At 34.9% G+C, this 21081-nt stretch carries 18 protein-coding genes, 3 tRNA genes and 1 pseudogene; 7 read left to right on the forward strand and 15 right to left on the reverse strand.

Features of this window, described 5'->3' with window-relative positions; all coding sequences use genetic code 11:
- Nucleotides 1–121 precede the first annotated feature (121 nt).
- The 3 genes from OWO01_RS04245 (at nt 122) to OWO01_RS04250 (ending at nt 1967) form a co-directional block, all read left to right on the forward strand.
- Entirely contained in the window at nt 122–595 is a 474-nt protein-coding gene (locus OWO01_RS04245) for a LiaI-LiaF-like domain-containing protein (protein WP_268779188.1), read from the forward strand.
- A 342-nt stretch (nt 596–937) separates the two neighbouring features.
- Nucleotides 938–1363: a VanZ family protein gene (locus tag OWO01_RS16120; RefSeq protein WP_418936199.1), complete on the forward strand. Its 426-nt coding sequence runs from the start codon at nt 938–940 to the stop codon at nt 1361–1363.
- A gap of 88 nt (nt 1364–1451) precedes the next feature.
- The gene (locus tag OWO01_RS04250; protein ID WP_268779189.1) at nt 1452–1967 is read left to right on the forward strand and encodes a GNAT family N-acetyltransferase; all 516 of its coding nucleotides are present in this window, start codon (nt 1452–1454) and stop codon (nt 1965–1967) included.
- 415 nt (nt 1968–2382) lie between these two features.
- Here the strand turns inward: OWO01_RS04250 and yihA are convergent, their stop codons facing one another.
- From yihA to OWO01_RS04280, 6 genes are all read right to left on the reverse strand, one after another.
- A complete protein-coding gene (gene yihA, locus OWO01_RS04255) occupies nt 2383–2964 on the reverse strand; it encodes a ribosome biogenesis GTP-binding protein YihA/YsxC (RefSeq protein WP_268779190.1) in 582 nt (193 codons plus the stop codon).
- A 1-nt stretch (nt 2965) separates the two neighbouring features.
- Entirely contained in the window at nt 2966–5287 is a 2322-nt protein-coding gene (gene lon / locus OWO01_RS04260) for an endopeptidase La (protein WP_268779191.1), read from the reverse strand.
- A gap of 458 nt (nt 5288–5745) precedes the next feature.
- A complete protein-coding gene (clpX, locus tag OWO01_RS04265) occupies nt 5746–7023 on the reverse strand; it encodes an ATP-dependent protease ATP-binding subunit ClpX (RefSeq protein ID WP_268779192.1) in 1278 nt (425 codons plus the stop codon).
- A 406-nt stretch (nt 7024–7429) separates the two neighbouring features.
- Entirely contained in the window at nt 7430–8716 is a 1287-nt protein-coding gene (gene tig / locus OWO01_RS04270) for a trigger factor (RefSeq protein ID WP_268779193.1), read from the reverse strand.
- A gap of 169 nt (nt 8717–8885) precedes the next feature.
- Complete coding sequence (locus OWO01_RS04275) at nt 8886–9872, reverse strand: DUF3196 family protein (protein WP_268779194.1); 987 nt, start codon at nt 9870–9872, stop codon at nt 8886–8888.
- 397 nt (nt 9873–10269) lie between these two features.
- On the reverse strand, nt 10270–10707 hold the full coding sequence (locus tag OWO01_RS04280; RefSeq protein WP_268779195.1) for a hypothetical protein: 438 nt from the start codon (nt 10705–10707) through the stop codon (nt 10270–10272).
- A gap of 221 nt (nt 10708–10928) precedes the next feature.
- Between OWO01_RS04280 and OWO01_RS04285 the strand changes: the two genes are divergently transcribed.
- A complete protein-coding gene (locus OWO01_RS04285) occupies nt 10929–11681 on the forward strand; it encodes a hypothetical protein (protein ID WP_268779196.1) in 753 nt (250 codons plus the stop codon).
- Between the two features lie 195 nt (nt 11682–11876).
- Here OWO01_RS04285 and OWO01_RS04290 read toward each other — a convergent pair whose 3' ends face one another.
- The 4 genes from OWO01_RS04290 to OWO01_RS04305 all read right to left on the reverse strand — a co-directional run bounded on the left by OWO01_RS04290 (nt 11877) and on the right by OWO01_RS04305 (nt 14351).
- Nucleotides 11877–12173, reverse strand: a complete 297-nt coding sequence (locus OWO01_RS04290) for a MazG-like family protein (RefSeq protein ID WP_268779197.1) — start codon at nt 12171–12173, stop codon at nt 11877–11879.
- A gap of 114 nt (nt 12174–12287) precedes the next feature.
- Nucleotides 12288–12704, reverse strand: coding sequence for an NUDIX hydrolase (locus OWO01_RS04295; protein ID WP_336283718.1), 417 nt, complete (start codon nt 12702–12704; stop codon nt 12288–12290).
- Nucleotides 12705–12767: 63 nt separating this feature from the next.
- Nucleotides 12768–13730 (reverse strand): alpha/beta fold hydrolase, encoded by a 963-nt coding sequence (locus tag OWO01_RS04300; RefSeq protein WP_268779199.1) that lies wholly within the window; start codon nt 13728–13730, stop codon nt 12768–12770.
- A gap of 78 nt (nt 13731–13808) precedes the next feature.
- Nucleotides 13809–14351, reverse strand: a complete 543-nt coding sequence (locus OWO01_RS04305) for a VanZ family protein (RefSeq protein WP_268779200.1) — start codon at nt 14349–14351, stop codon at nt 13809–13811.
- Between the two features lie 477 nt (nt 14352–14828).
- Here OWO01_RS04305 and OWO01_RS04310 point away from each other — a divergent pair, with 477 nt between their 5' ends.
- Nucleotides 14829–15116, forward strand: a complete 288-nt coding sequence (locus OWO01_RS04310) for a hypothetical protein (protein ID WP_268779201.1) — start codon at nt 14829–14831, stop codon at nt 15114–15116.
- A 54-nt stretch (nt 15117–15170) separates the two neighbouring features.
- Here the strand turns inward: OWO01_RS04310 and OWO01_RS04315 are convergent.
- The 5 genes and pseudogenes from OWO01_RS04315 to OWO01_RS04335 form a co-directional block, all read right to left on the reverse strand.
- Nucleotides 15171–15229: transfer RNA gene (locus OWO01_RS04315), tRNA-Arg, on the reverse strand.
- A 286-nt stretch (nt 15230–15515) separates the two neighbouring features.
- Nucleotides 15516–16991: an ATP-binding cassette domain-containing protein gene (locus OWO01_RS04320; protein WP_268779202.1), complete on the reverse strand. Its 1476-nt coding sequence runs from the start codon at nt 16989–16991 to the stop codon at nt 15516–15518.
- A gap of 568 nt (nt 16992–17559) precedes the next feature.
- On the reverse strand, nt 17560–18435 hold the full coding sequence (locus OWO01_RS04325; RefSeq protein ID WP_268779203.1) for a phosphotransferase family protein: 876 nt from the start codon (nt 18433–18435) through the stop codon (nt 17560–17562).
- A gap of 82 nt (nt 18436–18517) precedes the next feature.
- A pseudogene (locus tag OWO01_RS04330) lies at nt 18518–19524 on the reverse strand (RNA-guided endonuclease TnpB family protein); the annotation flags it as partial.
- A gap of 150 nt (nt 19525–19674) precedes the next feature.
- Nucleotides 19675–20004 (reverse strand): helix-turn-helix domain-containing protein, encoded by a 330-nt coding sequence (locus OWO01_RS04335; RefSeq protein WP_268779204.1) that lies wholly within the window; start codon nt 20002–20004, stop codon nt 19675–19677.
- 468 nt (nt 20005–20472) lie between these two features.
- On the opposite strand from OWO01_RS04335, the gene OWO01_RS04340 reads away from it, so the two are divergent.
- Both OWO01_RS04340 and OWO01_RS04345 read left to right on the forward strand, forming a co-directional pair.
- Nucleotides 20473–20546: transfer RNA gene (locus OWO01_RS04340), tRNA-Gly, on the forward strand.
- A 3-nt stretch (nt 20547–20549) separates the two neighbouring features.
- Nucleotides 20550–20626, forward strand: a tRNA-Arg gene (locus OWO01_RS04345).
- Nucleotides 20627–21081: the final 455 nt, after the last annotated feature.

The following is a 21081-nucleotide window of genomic DNA, read 5'->3' on the forward strand; positions in this document are numbered from 1 at the left end:
AAAATATGATCATTGTGAAACTATTTCATTTCATAGAAAAACTTAATTTCTCATCACATTTATTCTATTTTAACAAACCATCTCATCGATTCACAATTTTTCGGTAATAAAGGAGAAGATAATGCGAAAAAAAAATCAACTATCTGCTTATATCCTAATCGGAATCGGCACTTATTTTTTGATTCAACAATTAGAAATACCATTCTTTCAACAACTTTCTACTTGGCCAACGTTATTGATCATTATTGGTGCAAGTTTTCTATTACATAGTTATCTTGGTCGAGATTACGACAAAATCTTCCCAGGTGTAGTTATTCTTGGTCTCGGTGTTCACTTTCACGGATTATCCACTTATGATTTCTGGACTGATCAATGGGGCGTGTATTGTTTAATTATCGGCATAGCGTTTTTGTTTCGTTACCAGAAAACAAAGCTCGGCCTGTATCCGGGTATTATTTTAACGTTTGTTGGACTATTTGTGATCTTGACTGCTAATAATCCTATTATTTTTGACTCGTTGCAACACACTTTGGAGAATTATTGGTCGGTTGCACTAATTGTTTTTGGCTTTTATCTATTGTTTAAAAAAAGATAGGAAACGGAAAATATCCGAATCCTATCTTTTTTTATATCCTGGATAAATAAAAATAACCGCCTATTGTGTTAATGGCAAAATGCTCAAAAATAAGATTGTAAAAATTTTCATTATATGTAATAATTGTAATTGGGTTTTTCGAACAAATTAAATAGAACTAGCCTAGACTTAATTTCAACTATAATGTGTATATAAGGAGTTTTATTTATGATAGACCAAGAATTTTTTCATTTATCCGCGACTGTATTTCTTGTTATCTATGTAATTTATGACCTCACTCGTTATAGACTTAGAAAGCGTTCATTACTACGTATGTTTGTATTTTACAGTTTTATTTATTACATGATTCATGTAATAAAATTTACATTACTACCCATAATGTTTACACCATTTCCATTTCCAGCTTCAGTTCAGTTAATTCCTTTTTATTTTGTTTTCGATTCCATAGAGAGTGGATATATAGGGAGTGCTTATTGGCAAAATTTCATATTACTCTTTCCTCTAGGAGTGTTTTCACCTTTATTATTTCGGCGTCTACGTAATTTAAAATTAACGATTTTAACAGCATTTTTTGTAAGCACATCGATAGAGACTATACAATTAATTATGAGCTTAACTATTGGCTCAAATAGAACGTTTAATGTGGATGATATTATATTGAACACATCTGGAGCTATAATAGGCTATTTTATATATAAAATACTGATTATTACTTTAAGAAAATTTAAAAATTCATACTTGTTAAACAAATTTGATTTTGGGTTATAGAGCTGCCCTTTTTCAACGAATGGTTATTTGTTGAGAGAGTATTGCTGATTTATTATGGATGTTTTATAGAAGAAAGAAGGAATGATAAATGTTTTTAAGCAAAGGAAGAAATATGTATATTAAACAACCTGAATATAATGAATTAGACTTTGTACAGTGGTTATGGGCTGACATCGAAACAATGTGTGGTGTGGGGGGACCTGTATGTTTAGATGAAAGTGAAAAAGAAGCGTGGTATAACAGGATGGTTAACCCAACTGACGGTAATAACTTTTACTGTCTCATCTACAACAACGAAGATAAGCCAGTAGGTGAAGTAAGCTTTCATCGATACGATTGTTTAAATAGTACAGCAGAATTTAATATAAAAATTGCCGATAAATATCGTCGCAATGGTTATGCAAAAGAAGCAATTACTCATTTATTATTGTACTTTTTTAATGAATTTGGCGGTGAAAAAATGATTGATACAATCGCTGCTAATAACCTACCAGGACAAACGTTACTATTGAAATATGGTTTTAAACAGAAAAATCAACCAGATAAAAAAATTATTTTGGTTGAAATGACAAAGAAAGATTTTTCCAACTTGTATATGAAATAGGGTACATAAAGTGAAACTTCAATCAGTGGGAATTTTCAGGTATTCTTCTACTGATTGTTAACCCTAAAGGCCCTTGAAACCTTCGGGGTGCTAGCGCGGTTACTCCCACTTAAACAGCTTGGTGTTCTCGTTGTTTGAAGTGGGAGGCTTACGGACGGTTGCTCCGAGATAAACAAACGCGGATTTACATACAATATCCCTGAAAACATTGATATGGTGCCCCCTGTACAATACTCACCTATTACTATTGAAAATGTCTTAGCGATTGACTTGAAATAATTTTAAGAAAAAATCTCAGTTCAGTGAACCGAGATTTTTCTAATTTCATTTACTAATACGGTTCATTTCACAGATTCACTTGCTTTCTTGGATAAAGATATCCTTCTATCTATGACACAGTTACATCTCGTCATCCTTATAAAAATGCCAAAATTGCTTTCCAAGCCTCTTCTTTCCCTTGAGCAGTTTCTGATGAGAAAGGAATAATTTGATCAGACGAATCTAAATCTAAGGTTTCCCTTACTTGCTTGATTTGTTTTGCTACTTGTCCTTTTTTTATCTTATCGAGCTTTGTTGCTACAACGATGACTGGTATTTGATAATGTTTGAAAAAATCATACATCGTTTGATCATCTGCCGTCGGTTGATGTCTAATATCAACAATGAGCAATGCAGCCTTTAAATTCTCTCGCTCAGAGAAGTACGTTTCAAGCATTTTCCCCCATGCTGCTCGTTCTGTCTTTGAAACTTTCGCATAACCGTAACCTGGTACATCGACAAAATGAAAAAAATCATTGATCAGATAAAAATTCAGTGTTTGTGTTTTTCCAGGCTTCGATGATGTACGAGCCAGTGCCTTACGGTTAATCATTTTATTAATAAAGGATGATTTCCCAACATTAGATCGGCCTGCTAAAGCGAACTCAGGTAATCCTTCTGATGGATATTGTTTTGGTGCCACAGCACTAATGACTATTTCTGCTTTTGTTACTTTCATTTTACTCCCCCACTAACGCATGTTCTAACACTTCATCTAAATGCTGTACTGCAATAAATGTAAGTGATTCTCTTACACTCTCCGGTATGTCTTCTAAATCTTTTTCGTTATCTTTTGGTATGATGATGGTCGTCAACCCTGCTCGGTGTGCACTGAGCGTTTTTTCCTTAAGTCCACCAATTGGCAATACTCTCCCACGTAAAGTAATTTCCCCAGTCATGCCAACTTCTTTTCTAACCGCACGATTGGTTAAGCCTGATACGAGTGCGGTTGCCATCGTAATCCCCGCAGAGGGACCATCTTTCGGTGTGGCACCTTCTGGGACATGAATATGAATATCATTATTTTGATGAAAAGAAGGATCAATCTCTAACTTTTCTGCACGAGAACGAATATAACTTAGAGCTGCTTGTGCGGATTCTTTCATCACATCTCCCAATTTCCCTGTTAAGGATAATTTCCCTTTACCAGGTACAATGCTAACTTCAATCGCCAAAGTATCGCCACCTGCAGCAGTATAAGCAAGACCAGTTGCGGTTCCTACTTGATCGACTTCTTCTATCATACCATATCGAAACATCGGCTTGCCCAATAAAGTTTCTAATTGTTTTTCTGTAACAACAATGCGCTTCTTTTGTTCGGATACATGAATTTTGGCTGCTTTGCGACATAGGGTAGCTAACTGACGTTCCAAATTACGAACACCCGCTTCTCGTGTATATCGACGGATCAATTTTAACAAAGCATCTTCTCTCACTTGTAATTGCCCTTTGCTTAACCCGTGTGCAGCTAATTGTTTTGGCAATAAGTGATCACGTGCAATATGTTGTTTCTCCAACTCTGTGTATCCAGGAATCGAGATAATTTCCATCCGATCTAATAGTGGTCGTGGAATGGTCTGCAAGTTGTTTGCCGTCGCAACAAACATTACTTTACTTAGATCATACGTTTCTTCAATAAAATGATCACTAAAATTGCTATTCTGTTCCGGATCGAGAACCTCCAACATTGCTGACGATGGGTCTCCTCGAAAATCACTAGCCATTTTATCAATTTCATCCAAAAGAATCACGGGGTTAATCGTTTCTGCCTTCTTCATTCCTTGCATAATGCGACCAGGCATAGCCCCAATATACGTTCGTCGATGACCTCTTATTTCCGCTTCATCCTTTACTCCACCCAAAGAAATACGAACAAATTTTCGATCTATTGCCCGGGCAATAGATTTGGCAAGGGAAGTTTTTCCAACCCCTGGAGGTCCAATTAGACAGAGAATTGGTCCTTTCAGTGATTGTGTCAATTGTTGCACCGCTAAATATTCCAGCACTCTTTCTTTTACTTTTTCTAAGCCATAATGGTCTTCATCGAGAATCTTTTCCGCATGACTGACTTTTAAGTTATCTTCTGTTTCTTTTGCCCACGGTAGCGAAATAAGCCATTCTATATAATTTCGAATGACAGAGCTCTCTGCGGAAGTTTGAGGAATTTTTTCAAAACGATCAAGTTCCTTTAATGCAACGGATAGGATTCGCTCTGGCATGTCGCTTTCCATGATTTTTTCTTTTAAGATCGCAACATCTCCCGTTTTTCCATCTCTATCTCCTAATTCTTTTTGAATGGCTTTCATTTGTTCACGCAAATAATATTCTTTTTGCGTCTTTTCCATTGATTTTTTTACACGTTGACCAATTTTACGTTCTAAATGCAGTACTTCACGTTCATTAGAGATGAAGGTAATGAGTTGTTGCAACCGTTCCTCTACAGCTAAAGTTTCCAATATTTTTTGCTTTGCCGACAACTTTAGTGATAAATGGGACGCAACAATATCAGACAAACGGGCTGGATCTTCAATATCCGTAACGCTATCAAAAGTTTCTTTATTCAGTTTCGTGGATAACTTTATGTACTGCTCAAACTGTTCCATCAGCGCGCGTGTTAATGCTGCTTGTTCATTACTATTTGTCATTGGTTGATCAACCATTTGTTTTGCTTCCACCATAAAGTGAGGTTTGCTTTCCAGATGCTCCAATATTTCTGCTCGTGCTAATCCCTCAACTAATACTCGAAAAGTTCCATTTGGTAACTTTAACATTTGATTTACTTTCGCAATGGTTCCCATTTGATATAGATCATCTGAAGTTGGTTCTTTGATTGCACTATCTTTTTGGGCAACAAGTAACACTTGCTCATCTGTCATCATTGCTTTTTCTAATGCTTTAACAGACTGTTCTCTCCCAACATCAAGATGTAATACCATTGTTGGATATACAATCATTCCCCTTAGCGGAAGTAAAGGTATGGTTAGTTTTGTCGTTGTTGTCATTTCGGGTACCTCCATTTTCATACTTGAATTTTTTGAATTATATTTGAAGTATGTTATTAGTCCATGTCCATAAAGGCTCAAAATGAAAGACAAGCAGATCGATGAAGCGAATCTTCTGGGGCCAGGATGCAGGATTTTCCCTACATGAGGACTAGTAGAACAAACCAAGGAAGAAATGCGTTGCTTTCATTGTTGACCTAGTGAACATTCCCTATTTAGTATTACCCCTAGTTACACAGATAACACTGAATATAGGATGATATTTAGAAAACTTGTAGGATTAGCAATCTTTATCGTAAAAAACAATAAAACATGAATTCTCATGGTTGTAGTTATAAAGCCAGTCTACAACTGCGTTCCTTACTAAATGGATACATCTTTCTAACTATCCATATTTTTTCTGGTAATGAAACAAAATCCCTTGCTAAAAATTAACAAGGGATCATAAATAACTTCAATTAAGCACTCTCTTTTGGTGTTTCTTCATCGTCTTCTTTAACGGTTCCATCTTCCAAAATTAGCTTCGGTCTACCATTCTCTTTCAAAACGGTATCTTTGGTAACCACACATTTTACGATATCGTCACGTGATGGTAACTCAAACATAACATCTAGCATGATTCCTTCAAGAATGGATCGTAAACCACGTGCCCCTGTTTTACGTTCAATCGCTTTTTTAGCGACTTCCTTTAGGGCATCCTCTTCGAATTCTAATTCCACATTATCCATTTGGAATAAACGCTCATATTGCTTCACAAGCGCATTTTTCGGTTTTGTTAGGATTTCCATTAAGGCATCTTCATCTAAAGGTTCTAAACTACCGATAACTGGTAATCGCCCGATAAACTCAGGAATTAATCCAAATTTCAATAAATCCTCTGGTAATACTTTAGAAAGCAATGATGCTTTATCCAAATCATCTGATTCAGAACCTGCGCCAAATCCGATCACTTTTTTACCAAGACGACTTTTTATAATTTGATCAATCCCATCAAATGCACCACCACAAATGAACAATACATTCGTCGTATCAATTTGAATAAACTCTTGATGAGGATGCTTTCTTCCCCCTTGTGGAGGTACGCTAGCAGTAGTTCCTTCAAGAATTTTTAATAATGCTTGTTGAACGCCTTCTCCTGATACATCCCGCGTAATGGATGGATTTTCAGATTTTCGCGCTACTTTATCAATTTCGTCAATATAGATGATACCTTTTTCAGCTTTTTCTACATCATAATCTGCTGCTTGGATTAGCTTAAGTAAGATGTTTTCAACATCCTCCCCAACATATCCAGCCTCTGTAAGCGACGTAGCATCAGCAATAGCAAAAGGAACATTTAAAATTCTCGCTAATGTCTGAGCAAGTAATGTTTTCCCACTACCCGTTGGTCCGATCATCGCAATATTACTTTTTGCAAGTTCAACATCATCTGTACCTCTTGGTGCATTAATCCGCTTGTAGTGATTATATACAGCCACAGATAAATTCTTTTTCGCTTTTTCTTGTCCAATGACGTAATCATCTAATATATTGCAGATCTCTTGTGGTTTTGGTACATCTTTAAATTCCGCATCTTCATCTGTACCAAGCTCTTCTTCCACAATCTCTGTACATAGTTCAATACATTCATCACATATATAAACACCTGGACCAGCAACTAACTTACGTACCTGATCTTGGCCTTTGCCGCAAAACGAACATTTTAACTGGCCTTTTTCTTCGTTAAATTTATACACCTATTTCACCCCTCAATTGTAAAATCTTTTGAATAGGCGTAACGTAAATTGTTTACTACCTATTACTTCTTTCTTCATCATATCAAAAAAACACGCAGATACAAAACAATATATTCTTTTCGTTGAACTACTTTACCAGTCTTACCAATTGTTTATCTAACTAAACGAATCAATTAAAACCTATTTACAGTTATATCTACTACTATTAGGACGATAAAACCATCATTTTTTTGGACGCTTTGAATACCCGATTATTCTATGTATGAAAAGCAACGTGCTTTGTTTTCATGTCTTTTCTTAAATATGTAGTATGTACATTGTGAGATCCTATGTATTGTTTATCAAAATAAGATGTGAGAAAAACAAGGCAATTGTTGCCGCCTTGTTTCTCTCTTTTTCTAGTGACTTATTTTGTTTTGCTTTGTTCAACCAAGAAATCAATAGCTTTCTTGAATTTCAAGTCTTCTTTAATCGCATCTGTATTTCCACCAAGCATTTGTGTTAATTGCTCAACTTCCATTTGATACATTTCTGCCATTGTTTTTAATTCTTCATTTACATCTTCATCTGTAACTTGAAGATCTTCGACTACAGAAATAGCTTCTAATGTAAGATTTGTTTTAACACGTTTCTTCGCATCTGCACTCATTTGCTCTTTTAGTGCATCTTCATCTTGACCAGAGAACTGATAGTACATTTCTAATGTCATACCTTGTGTTTGTAATCTCTGTTCAAATTCACGAAGCATGCGATCCATTTCTGTTGTTACCATTGCTTCTGGGATGTCAACTTCTGCATTATCTGAAGCTTGTTCAATTAATGCTTCACGTTTTTGGTTTTCTACTTCTGTTTTCTTTTGTTCTTCTAATCTTGTTTTTGTCTTTTCTTTTAACTGATCTAACGTTTCAACCTCATCATCAACATCTTTAGCAAATTCATCATCTAATTCAGGAAGTTCTTTTGTTTTGATCTCATGAATCTTAACTTTAAATGTTGCTGCTTTACCTGCAAGATCTTCTGCATGATATTCTTCAGGGAAAGTTACTTCCACTTCTGTTTCTTCACCAGTAGTTTTTCCGATTAATTGCTCTTCAAAACCTGGAATGAATGAACCCGAACCAATTTCTAATGAATGGTTCTCCGCTGCGCCACCTTCAAAAGCTTCACCATCAACAAAGCCTTCAAAGTCGATGACAACTGTATCGCCATTTTCAATTGCTCCGTCTTCTTTTACAACTAACTCTGCAAGACTTTGACGTTGGTTTTCGATATCTTTTTCAACATCTTCATCTGTTACTTCAACACTTTCATCTTCTACTTCAAGACCTTTGTACTCCCCTAATTCTACCTCTGGTTTTACCGTAACATTTGCAGTGAAGATAAGTGGAGAACCTTTTTCGATTTGTGTAATGTCAATCTCCGGTTGATCTACAGGAGAGATTCCCGTTTCGTCAATCGCTGCCGCATATGCTTCAGGTAAAATGATATCAACCGCATCTTGATATAGAGACTCAACACCAAAACGTTGCTCAAACATTCCGCGTGGAATTCTCCCTTTACGAAACCCTGGTAATTGAACATCTTTCACTACTTTTGTAAATGCTTGATCAAGTGCTTCTTTAAACTTATCCGCTTCCACTTCAACAGTTAAAAGCCCTTGATTACCTTCTTTTTTTTCCCATTTGGCTGTCATGTTTATTTCCCTCCAAGAATACTTAAATAAATTCTATTTGTCGTTCATTCATGCTACATTTTCCCCTATACAAGTCCGAACGCAAATTACAACCACTATATTATAACACAAACAAGCATCCTTTCAAGATTTTGTGTTCGTTGTGGTTTGTTTTTTGTCATTTTTCCACTTATTCCTCCATGATAGAAAAATAAATTTGTTCGCATTGAATAATGTCGTTTATCTGATGTGCTATTTCTTTATTGTAATAATCCTCTTGAATGGTTTGATCTGGTTCAAACGAGATTTGAACCAGCGCTAATAATGCTTGTTTCATTACAGATACTTTGGAAAGGTCTGGTGTAAACGGATAATTAACATAGAAATATCGATCCATTAATTGTTCTGCGAACGTATAAAATGATGGGTTTTCTTGCTCAAGATTCTCTAAGGATTGTCTTAATTGCTTACGAAAAGGATGGTCAGTCATGTAAGGATATGTATTTGGGTTAATCGACATCTTTTTTTCGAATTTTTTGACTTCAATCTCCAAATCAATCGATTCACTTTGAAGCAATCCGATAATAACACTTTTAATCACAGGATGAACCTTATCGTTGACCAGCATTTCTTGAAAAAGATTCAAGTATGTTTTTAAGTTTGTTTGGTGCAAGTGGTTAAGCAAATGCCATTGAGCTATCGTATCTTCTTTCCGAATCGCTTCTTCCAATTCTCTCTTAGTCGAAATCGAGTGTTCTTCTACTTGTTCCTGCATTAAGTTCTGATTAACTTGATGCAATTTTTCTAATTGAGCATGAAAGGGCTCAGGAATATTTTTATGTGTTAAAACTTCTTCAAGTTCTTCGGTTACTTGTTGGTACTTATGCGCCTGAAATAATAATGTTGCGTATATATGTATGTAAGAGTAATAATCTTGATCTTTTCTTGCAATAAGTTCTTCGCACATTTCCTCTGCTTCTTCTTGCTTCCCTAATTCAATGAAACAAGTCAATTTCCCTAAAGTAATTTCTTGTCGGTCAATTCCGTAATAAAGAAGACTGTCAAAAGCTTTAAGTGCTTCTTTATATCGCTTCTCCTGCAACGCTCGAAATGCCTTGTCTTCCATTTCTTGTTGCCGTTTAGGAAAGAGAACCACATTTTGATAGTCGTGATCCACATCTTCTCCTCCTCTCATCTGGATATTTTATTCTATTTCTAATCATTATTTCCCGATTTTAAACCTATTCAAACACAAACTAAAGCGAACTACATTTTCACCTTCTTCATTAATATACTACGAGTAAATCAAATAAATAATACTTACAATCAATAACCGTACAAGCTTCAATTAGTTATCATTGCTATGCCATTTAGAATATAGAAAAAAAAGTCAAGATGCAACCTTTAACAGTTAACATGGAATAATTAATCTCATTACCCTTCAACCGAACTTTTTAATAGGGGGATTTAGCAATATTTAAGTGAAGAGCCCATCCCTATAGTCCTTCGCAGGGATGGGTTTTTTCTTTTCTTACTTCTTACTTCTTACTTCTTACTCATTATTTACTGTTTATTTATTGTTGTCCTTGCTGCTGACCTTGTTGTGACTGACTTTGCTGTTGTTGTTGCATTTGATTCAGTTGTTGTTGCGCGTTACTTAAAGCTTGGTTCACTTGATTTAATGCTTGGTTCGATTCTACATATTGTAAACCTTCATTTAATGTTTGGATGGCTTGTTGCATCGTTTGTTGAAGTTGTTGATCAGCTTGTTGCAATTGTTGTTGTGTCTGTCCACTAAACTGCTGAATTTGTTGAAGTAGCTGATTTTGTTGGCCTTGACTTTGTTGCGTTTGCCCCTGTTGCTGGCCCTGGCCTTGTTGACTGACAGCGTTAGCTGATTGTTGGATTTGATTTATTTGCGCTTTTAAGGCGGCAATCTCTTCTGCTACCTCCATATTCGCTGCTCTTTTTGCTTTTGCTTTGATTACTTGCTCTTCTGTTCGCTCATCCATAAATTAGAATCCTCCTTGAGAAGTTTGTTGATGAAACAAGGTTAGATTACCTCTAGTGTCGTGATATGATACTTGATATTTTTTGGGATTTATTTTTCTAAAAACAATGATGATAATTAATGAATTTCGAGACAAACTAAAAATATGAATTTTTCTGTTTTGGAAAGAAATTCAACAGCTCATTATATTGCAAAATTGTAAAATCAATCGGGAGGATTGTCATGGAGGAAAAGAGAAAAAAAGCCTTTTATAGAAGATGGTGGTTCTGGGTTATCATCGCTATTATTGTTATCGGCATGGCAGCTAGTGGAGAGGAAGATGTTGTGCAAGAAGCCACTCCTGACACCGGAGATACGATAGAAGAAGATAATGAAGATGTATCCGGTGTCGAGGATCAGGATGAAGCTATTGATGAGGAAATTATTGAAGATGCTGATGAGACAGAAGCAGATGCTACTGATGATTCAGCAAAACCCGATCCTATCGATCGTATGACATATGGCTCTGGGATGTATGAAGTAGGAACGGATATTCAACCTGGTCTATACAGAAGTGAAGGATCTGTAAATTACTGGGCGCGGTTATCTGGTTTCAGTGGAGAGTTTGATGAAATTATTGCCAATGGAAATCCAATGGGAGCTTCACATGTTGTAGAAATCTTTGACCATGACGTTGCTTTTGAATCAAGTGGCTCTGGAGAGTGGTATCTCATTGATGACAATTATGAAGGTGAACTAGCTACTGAATTTGGTGATGGTATTTATATTGTCGGGGTTGATATTGAACCTGGTAGGTATCGAAGTGAAGGTGGTAGCGGATCTTACGGTTATTGGGCGAGACTTTCCGGTTTTAGTGGTGGGTTTGATGACATTATCGCAAACGGAAATCCTGAAGGGTCGACAATCGTAGAAATTGACGGCGCAGATCAAGGATTCGAGACAAGCGGAAATGGTACATGGACAAAAGTAGAGTAGCTTTATCCCGGAGCAACCGTCAGTAAGACTCACACCAATTTGTTTAAGTTGGAGTCTTACGGACGCTAGCACCCCGAAGACTTCAAAGCCCTTAGATCATCTTTTAGAACTAACAATCAGTGGGAGAATACCTTAAAAACTCCCACTGATTGAAGTTTCACTTTATTGTGTTGGTTTTTCTTTTTCATGAAACACTCATCTTTGGATGTTACTTTCCCATTTTTCGATTTTTTTGTTTGCCAAATCATAAAATTCATCATCACTATCTGATAGTTTGTAAAGTATAGCTAGGGTAACTAAAATTACGTCGACACATTCTTCTTTCACATCATTTATTCCTAATTGTTTGTATTCACTACCACTGGCTTTTCGATATGATAGTACAGCTTGAGCAGTTTCTCCAGCCTCTTCTGATAATTTTAGTGCCATTTGTTCTAATGTTTTCGGTTCTTGACTTAGTTGTCTTACTTTCTTCAATAACAATTCCAGCATTACTATTTCTCCTTTGATTTTTGATAGGACAAACATAGTCGTAATTTAGCTATTCAAATGTAGGTGCGGTTTGATTCAATGCTATTGTATGAGTAAATTGAAATGCTTTAGATTTCATTCGAATGTGATAAAGAATGGATAATTAGACTGGTTTAAGACCTGTAATAACTCTTCTTTGAAATTATTGTCTTTAATTCGATCTAATGCTTCCTCTAAATCAAAAAAACCTACTTCTAAACTCTCAACACTTGTTTCTAATGCCCCACCAACAACTTTACCTAGCCACCAAAAATTACAAATATTTTTATTTATTTCTTGTGAAACACCACAAAAACGAATTATTTCTATATCTATTCCGGTTTCTTCTTTAACTTCTCTAACTACTGCTTGTTCAACTTTTTCTCTAGGTTCCACCATTCCACCAGGCAATTCCCAATCTCTAACAGGATCTTTTTTTAACAGAATTTGATTTTGTTGATTCATAATGACGGCACCCGATGTAATTATACAATTATTCACATTACCAACCATCCTTGTTTGTTATTATAAAGTTAACTTTAACTTCATTACTTATTTATAGCGTCCCACGGTAAATTAAATTACTCCTAACACATCTGTCTTTAGAATATGTCTAAACGTTTTGATATCCTCCAAAAAAGGCGAATGGGCACTGTTTTCAAACGGATACAGTTTTTTCAGAGGCGCTTCGATATGTTCATAAAATCGTTTCGCTTCATTGAAACTAGTTTGATAATCATACAGTCCATGGATGATAAAGACAGGTATTTTAAAACTCGGTGCTAATACCGTAGTGTCTGACTTGGCCACCGTTTCAAACAGAGCATCATAACTCGAAAAAATCCCTTTAGGAATATTCAAGCGTTCCTTCCAAGTATATTGTTTACAACCAAATAAATCCTTAATTCCTTGCCAATTTGAATAACCTGTTCTCATCGTCCCCCCGCCATATTTGTTCAGATATCGTCCTAATATTCTACGATAATCAGTATTTTTATAAAAATCTTCATCCAATATAACCGAACGAATATCTTTTTCTGCCTTTTTATCCCCTTTATTAATGGCGGTCTGCAATAAAAAATCATAAGTACCTTTACTCGATTGAAAAAGCCTACCCATCTGTCCAATACCAATATATGCATGATAATTCTCTGGATAACGATGTGCTATAACACTCCCCAAAAGAGATCCCCAAGAATGGCCACATAGAAAAATTTTTTCTTTATTATACTTTTCTTTTAAATACTCCGTAATTTTTAAGGCATCGGCAATGATATTTTCAAAGGTGATCTCTCCATGAGTAGACGCATTATAAGACATCCCCGTACCCCTTTGTTCCCAATAACAAACAGTAAAATCCTCTTCCCAATTCAGTCCAAATTTTTTGATGATCGGATATTGTGGAAAACCAGGTCCTCCATGCAAAAACAACAGAATAGGTTTTTCAAAATCCACGGACTCTATAAAGATTCCATTTTTATGCCCGTCAATCTCTACAAATTCTTTTAAAAAGTGAATGTTTGTTTTTGGATTGCTCAAATTATTTCTCCTCCTGAATCTGATAGCATGGTAGTTTTTTATATTCTTTACTTCTTGTTGGATACAAGAAGCATTATCTTATTCAAAACTCTTTAAGACGGAATAATTATATTTTTTTATAATAACCATTGTGATTTTATATAAAAAATAGCCCAATATCGCTCCAGATGTATTCAATATTATGTCATCTACGTTAAATGTTCTTAGTGAACCAATTGTTAATCTCATAAGCAATTGTATCGTTTCTATCGACGTGGTTAGAATAAAAGCTGCAAATATGGTGAATTTCAGCTTTCGAAATCGTTGAAATAACAGAGGTAAATAGAAACCTAAGGGTAATAGTAATATGAAATTCTCTAAGTACGTCCTTGCTATGTAACCACTATCTAAGGATTCCATCATAAAGAAAAAAGGAACGAATTGAACGGAAAACGAAGTCGGCATAAACATTATTGGAAATAAGGTCAATCTAATAACATTTATCATGTAAAAAACAAAGCTATAAAACAAAAACCTTTGCAGTAATGAGCGCTCCTCTTTTCTGTAACGGAATAAATCGTAGATCACATATAAGATTAAAAATAATGTTGCATACAAAAGAAAAAAGTCCTGGTCTATCATATAAAAATCTCCTTCCAAGTAATCCATTACTTAAATGCATCTTTAATTAGTGGGAGTTTTTAAGTATTTCCCTACTGATTGTTAGTTGAATGATGAACCATTCGAGGTGCTAGCGTCTGTTGCTCCCGCCTAAACAACTTAGTATTCTCGTTGATTTGAAGTGGGAGTCTTATGGACGTCGGCTCCAGAACAAAAATTGTTTACTAAGTAACGTTATCAACTAGTAAAAGATATATTAGTTATTTTAACATTTTTTTCTAAAAAATTGAATACTATGTTGTTATTCTAAAACTTTGCAGAGAGGAGAAGGTACAGAAACAACATCAAAAAAACTAATTCCCTATTTAAAATTAGTTCTCACCAAAATTCTAACTACAAAATTAGATTTTAATTTTTTTAAGCAATCATTAAGAAGTACAGTATAATTAGAAAATAGTATTTTTTGAAAGACATACCAAAATGAATGGTGGTTAGTTAATGAAGAAACTAACTAAGATTATTTTAGCGATATTTATCACAGTAGCTCTTTTATGGGGAATAATAGGGGTTATTGATTATTCTCTAGTTAAAGGATTTGAAAAACCAAGATTCGCAATACCAACTGTTACCTATGACGACGGAGGATCTGGAACTTATCATGGGTTATGGTATTCTTTTCAGATTGAAGGAAATTTCATGCCAGAAGACGAGCAACCAGGAGTCACCTATTATGAATACTACCTTTTCGGAAAGCTTATTAAAACAGGAACGACAAATAACGGTTGACCTGTTGTAAAGTCAGTAACTGAAATAGGGGAGAAGGATTTTTATAACATCCCAGGAGAGATTCCAACTCCCGACCCACAACTTAGAAGGCTGTTGCTCTATCCAGCTGAGATGCTTTATATATCGCTATCTGTTTACGTTCATGAACAACGGTCATTTGTCGAACTTAGACCGTTACAGCTTATATATTATTTATAGTGGAAACTAGAACATAAAGAAAGCATTAATACCACCTACACAAAGAGGTGGTATTAACTGATTAATAAAAAATATAACTTTTCTTTTATGAACACAAGACAAATTAATTACTGCTCTAAGTCCTTGTTTATCTGATTAGCATATCCTTGTTAAACTAACACTAGTTGAAGAAGGAAAAACTTTCATTCCCCCTTTGCTCCTTTATTTAAAAAAAGTTGTTAATTCTATTTTTTTAGTAGCTATGGAATTAACGAAGTAATCATTATGATCAACGCTAATCATTGTGGGGTTATAATTCTTTATAGCATTAATCAGTTGGTTTATAATCATAATATCCAAGCTATTGGTCACTTCATCCCAGATAAACAACTCATTTTTTCCTAATAGCGCATTAGCTAAGAAAACTTTTTTCTGCTCTCCAGAACTCCAAACCTTACTTGATGGGTCTGAAAAGTGATTTCGTTTTATACCTAATTGATGCAGCAGATGTAAAAATTCTTCTTTATCTTCTTTACATGAAAAATTCTTCATAAGCGCAGAAAAATCTATATTTTCTTGATTTTTTTGACTTAGAGTGGATAGATTTTTAGGAAGTGTTATCTCATAGTCGCCAATAGTTTCTAACTGTTCGCTTCCCAGTATAAAATTTATTAAAGTAGATTTACCGACACCATTTTTTCCTTCAATGAAGAAACGTTCAGATGGATAAATATCTACATTAATTGGCTCGAATAAAGGAATTCCATCTCTCAGTATTGAGAAATTGCGCAAGAACAAAATTTGCTTTCTAGGCTGTTCCACATTCATCTTTAGTTCTGTAATATCCTCAATATTATTAATAAGCCCTCGCTTTTCTTCAATAAAATCTTCAGTCCTTTTTTTAATGGCTTTGGCTCTTTTCATTTGTTTTGCAGCTAATCTTCTTCCAGAAGCATCCTTTGTACTGTTTTCTCTTTTTAACCCCCAAGTTTTTACTTGTCTAGAGACATCATTTAGCCGTTTTATTTCGCCTTTTAATTTGGAATTCTCTTCTTGCATGAGTAAATCTGCATTTAACTTTTCGGTTTTCCATGTATCAACATTTCCCTTAATTAGGTCCAATGATTCTTTATTAATGGCTAAGATATGATTAACGAATTGATTCAAGAAATATTCATCGTGACTAACGACAATAAACCCCTTTTTATTATTTAAATATTGACCTACAATTTGTCTACCCAACAGATCTAAATTATTTGTCGGCTCATCAATTAAAGGAAATGAATTTTCGCTTAAAAATAGCTCAATCAATAAAAGCTTTGTTTGTTCGCCGCCACTTAGAACATTGAATTTCTTATATAAAGTGTCAGGTGATAATTCCATATAAGTTAATTCACGTTCTATTTTCCAGACTTCAATATTTGGTTCATTTCTTTGTAATACTTCTAAAGCAGTTAAATCATGTTGACTGTCGGGATAGCTAGGGAAGTATTTGAAGTCTAAAGTTGACTGTACAGTACCTTTATAATCAAGTTCATTTAAAAGAATTTTTAAAAATGTTGTTTTCCCTCTGCCATTTCTCCCAACAAGTCCTAATTTCCAATTCTCATTGATATTTAATTCTACATTTTTAAAAATAGGTTTAAGCATAGATAAATATTTAAATGTCATATTTTTCATAAGAATATTTCTAGTCATTAAATCCTCTCCTTTTTAAAAACCCACCAATACAAAGTTCTTATATATCGCTCATTTAAATAATAATAAAAGCCTCCTATCTATTTTGAGATAGGAGGCAATGCAGACTATAACAACTTAAATAAACCTAACTATACGAGGTTTACAGCTTTACGTTTTAGCCGTTATTTCATAAGCATTACACAATAATCCTATCTCAGAAAATTTATAAATAGCTAAAACAAATAATGAGTTTAGAAGAATTAATCTAAACCTAAAAAGTTAAGCTATTTATTTATTTCTATAAAACTAGGATTATTGAATCATTTTTTTATTTCCGCCCTTCCATTCACTTTGTAATAAGAGTAAAACAAACGCCAAATATTGTCAAACATTACCTCTACTGAAAAAGAACTTAAACTAAACTCTCCCGTTAGCCTATGTATATCTTTTCCAAAACCATCATAATGTTTTTATCATTTCAACATATATTTATAAATATTCTAACATTTAGTAGTGTTTTAAAAGTAATTTTACAACATAGTTTAGCGGTAGATTATTAAACACTCCTACTAGTACAGCAAGGAATTTATCTATAATCTTTAATTCCATTTTCGAAAGCTTGTTTATCATCATTCTCAACTCCGTGCAATGCTTCTTGTAAAGCGAATGTACTTTCATAGAATTTAACTCGTTCTGATATTTCATCACCGTTAGGATATAAATCAATACACATATCAAAAAATTCTTTACCATAACTGGACAGTATTCCAGCAAAATCATACGCTGGGTCTCCTAAACGAGAACCACCAAAATCGATGATCCCTGATATCCTGCTTGTTTCTGGATTCCACAAAATATTAGAGGATCCGAAATCTCCGTGTATAAGGGTACTATCTAAATTTGAAAATGCTTTCCCATTAAGGTATGTTTCAAAAGAGTGTGAGATTTCTTCTTGAGCATTTTTTCTGATATAGGGAAATAATTTACTTTGAATCTTATTATGCAAGTTATACATTTCTTCTCGTGAATTACTAGTCTTTAAATTCAAATCTTGACTTGCTTTGTCCCCTCTTATAGAGTGAAGTTCCTTAAGAAATGAAACAAGTTGTGATGCCAATACACTAACTAATTCGCCACTCTTAATGCCATCTAAACTTTCCTTCCATAAGGGGACCCCCTCTATTAGATTATAGCCAGTAAAAACCTTCCCTGGTTCTAACTCTGCAAAAGAATGATAGAGAGGATTTGGAACAGTAGTAGAGACGGTATCTCTGATATAGTTCAAAATTTCTGTTTCTCTTTTTAACTGTTTTATTCCATTTCTATACTTCGGAAATCTAAAAACCAATGAATTGTTTATAATTAATACGTCGTTATTCTGTCCAATTTCATTAACATAAAAGTCTTCGATGGGAAGATCAGAATAAACCAATTGAATGCTTTTTATTAGATTATTTTTCATTTAGTAATACCCCTTCTTTAATTATAAAGAGAAACTTCAATCAGTGGGGGTTTTAGGTATTCCCCCACTGATTGAAGTTTCTCTTTATCGAACCACAGGTGGAACAAGTTTTGGTAGAAGGGAACCATTTGTCGATTTTGACCAGTTGTTTCCCTTGTTCTTTTAGTTTGTACTGCAAAAAAGTGGTAAACATTTCCCATCCGTTATCGGAAACACTTCTCCCAAACTTTAGTGCTTGTGACATACCTCTCATGTCTAAATCTTCGATTACAACAACGTCGAAGTTAGAAGCTAACTCCTTTGATTGATGGTGAAGAAAGTTCTTGCGTTGGTTGGCAACTTTCTCTTGAATTTTGGCAACGCGAATCCGTTGTTTATTCCAGTTCGAAGAGCCTTTCTTTTTTCGGGAAAATTTCCGTTGTTCGCTTGCTAATTTATCAAGCATTTGTCGATAGAAACGTGGGTAATTGGCTTTCTTACCTGTCTCGCTATCGACAAATAATCCATCCATCGCAAAATCCAAACCAACCACTTGATGAACTTCCTTGCTTGCTATCTCTTTTTCATAAACGGTAAGAATAGAAATATAGTATTTTCCGGATGCAGTCATCGAGACGGTACACGCTTTAATGGTATGGTCCCTTGGAATGTCTCGATGTTGTTTGATTTTAACCATTTTTAATTTTGGTAATTTGATATGACCATCCAACAATTGAATATTACCATTTACTACATTTGTTGTGTAACTTTGTTTGTGACGCTTACTTTTGAATTTGGGAAACTTAGCGTTACCTTTGTAAAATGCTTTATAAGCCCTATCCAAATTCAATTGTGCGTTCGCCAACGCTAAAGAATCTACTTCTTTTAGCCACTCAAAATCCTTTTTATATTTGGCGGGTGGCGGGTGGCGGGTTTTTCACGCTTTTTTACTGCTTCTTTATCCTTTTTTAGGGTTTCGTATGTTTCTATTCGTTCTGCCAACATTTTGTTGTAGACAAAACGAACACAACCAAAAGTGCGATGGATCAACAAAGCCTGTTCCTTTGTTGGATAAATTCTAAATTTATACGCTTTATTGTGTGCAGTCATATCAAATCACCTCCCTTTATCCAAGATGATAATGTATCAAAAATACTGAGTGATTATTACTATCTAATTTCATGGTTACATAAGACTGATTATACCACATGGATAAAAATGACAAAAACAAAAGCCTTTGGGATACAGCCCAACCGAAATTCATCTCCCCCTTACCGTTGGGTTGCACCCTACACACGCTTGAAGAGGGAGACTTCTTTCGGAGTGCGTTAAAAAGGGATAGTGCTTCTTTAGTTCACGAATTGCCTTCATCGATTGATTTTTTCGAAAAAACTCACCTTCCCAATTATTTTCAATCAGTTGACCATTCTGCACCATTTCATTGACGATAGACCTATACATGTCTTTGTTTTTTTGTTTACCAACAAAATAGTTGTAGACAAAGCGCGAACAACCAATGGTTTTGTTAATCAGTTCGGCTTGTTTTTGGTTCGAATAGATGCGAAATTTGTACGCTTTTCTCACGAACATTTCATTTTCACCTTCTTGCAATATCGGATATGTTTAATCTATCATATACGATGGAAAAAACAATCGGTTGTATTACGGTTTTCGAAAAGATTATTAGCCAGAGTTGGTGATTACAAAGAGAAAAAAGGTTTCGGCACTCGTACGCAAACTATTTTCTATTTGATTCAAGTAGCACTCGAACAGTCGGAAAATCGGGATAGCTGAAGCTATCCCTTTTCCGAAGGCGATTCATCCCCCACTTATTCATTGGGCTTAGCCCTTTTCATTCCTTGAAGATGGGGGGGATCGTCTATTTTAGATAAAAATTAATTCTCACCCAATATAATTACTACAAAATGACTGCGATTATTTAATATTTCTCTCAAAAAGAATTGACAAATGATTAAATGCTTATTATAATGAAACTTGTCTGTTAGAAATAGTCACTATATAGTTATCTAATTATAGACGTTTTACATACACAGTTATGCGGGTGTAGTTTAGTGGTAAAACCTCAGCCTTCCAAGCTGATGATGAGGGTTCGATTCCCTTCACCCGCTCCATATGTCCCAGTAGCTCAGCTGGATAGAGCAACAGCCTTCTAAGCTGTGGGTCGGGAGTTCGAATCTCTCCTGGGACGCCATTACATAACAGTTTAACCCTTGATATGACAGGGGTTTTGACAGATAAGGGATGCTCCCACAGTTTAGAACACTGTGGGAGCATCTTTTTTTGTCTCTACAATATTTCTGCAAAGTTCTACTACCTCCAACTTAAATTTAATGGAGGAGTTAGGATGACTAAGAAAAAAGGTGGGGTTTTAGGTATTCCCCCACTGATTGTTAGTTGAACCATTCGGGGTGCTAGTCTCCGTCACTCCCAGGTAAACAACTTGATATTCTCGTTGTTTTGAAGTTGGAGTCTTACGGACGGTTGCTCCGGAATAAACCAATCTTTGATATTATAAGGAATTTAAGAGATTAAAGAAGATAACACAGATTAAAACAGTGTTATCTTGTCTTTTTTTATCCCATACTCATGTTAAAATTCGTACTCTCTACTAGAATAGTAAGAAAAATATGTTAAAATGGATGTTAA

It is taken from the genome of Natronobacillus azotifigens (genome assembly GCF_026805325.1).
Taxonomy (GTDB): domain Bacteria; phylum Bacillota; class Bacilli; order Bacillales; family Amphibacillaceae; genus Natronobacillus; species Natronobacillus azotifigens.

Bases quoted from the DNA above. Each gene is read 5' to 3' on its own strand.
- OWO01_RS04320 (WP_268779202.1), bottom strand. From the start codon at position 16,991: ATGACTAGAAATATTCTTATGAAAAATATGACATTTAAATATTTATCT.
- lon (WP_268779191.1), bottom strand. From the start codon at position 5,287: ATGACAACAACGACAAAACTAACCATACCTTTACTTCCGCTAAGGGGA.
- OWO01_RS04335 (WP_268779204.1), bottom strand. From the start codon at position 20,004: ATGTTCGTGAGAAAAGCGTACAAATTTCGCATCTATTCGAACCAAAAA.
- yihA (WP_268779190.1), bottom strand. From the start codon at position 2,964: ATGAAAGTAACAAAAGCAGAAATAGTCATTAGTGCTGTGGCACCAAAA.
- OWO01_RS04250 (WP_268779189.1), top strand. From the start codon at position 1,452: ATGTTTTTAAGCAAAGGAAGAAATATGTATATTAAACAACCTGAATAT.
- tig (WP_268779193.1), bottom strand. From the start codon at position 8,716: ATGACAGCCAAATGGGAAAAAAAAGAAGGTAATCAAGGGCTTTTAACT.
- OWO01_RS04295 (WP_336283718.1), bottom strand. From the start codon at position 12,704: ATGGTTGGTAATGTGAATAATTGTATAATTACATCGGGTGCCGTCATT.
- OWO01_RS04290 (WP_268779197.1), bottom strand. From the start codon at position 12,173: ATGCTGGAATTGTTATTGAAGAAAGTAAGACAACTAAGTCAAGAACCG.
- OWO01_RS04285 (WP_268779196.1), top strand. From the start codon at position 10,929: ATGGAGGAAAAGAGAAAAAAAGCCTTTTATAGAAGATGGTGGTTCTGG.
- OWO01_RS16120 (WP_418936199.1), top strand. From the start codon at position 938: ATGATTCATGTAATAAAATTTACATTACTACCCATAATGTTTACACCA.
- OWO01_RS04310 (WP_268779201.1), top strand. From the start codon at position 14,829: ATGAAGAAACTAACTAAGATTATTTTAGCGATATTTATCACAGTAGCT.
- OWO01_RS04325 (WP_268779203.1), bottom strand. From the start codon at position 18,435: ATGAAAAATAATCTAATAAAAAGCATTCAATTGGTTTATTCTGATCTT.
- OWO01_RS04245 (WP_268779188.1), top strand. From the start codon at position 122: ATGCGAAAAAAAAATCAACTATCTGCTTATATCCTAATCGGAATCGGC.
- OWO01_RS04280 (WP_268779195.1), bottom strand. From the start codon at position 10,707: ATGGATGAGCGAACAGAAGAGCAAGTAATCAAAGCAAAAGCAAAAAGA.
- OWO01_RS04305 (WP_268779200.1), bottom strand. From the start codon at position 14,351: ATGATAGACCAGGACTTTTTTCTTTTGTATGCAACATTATTTTTAATC.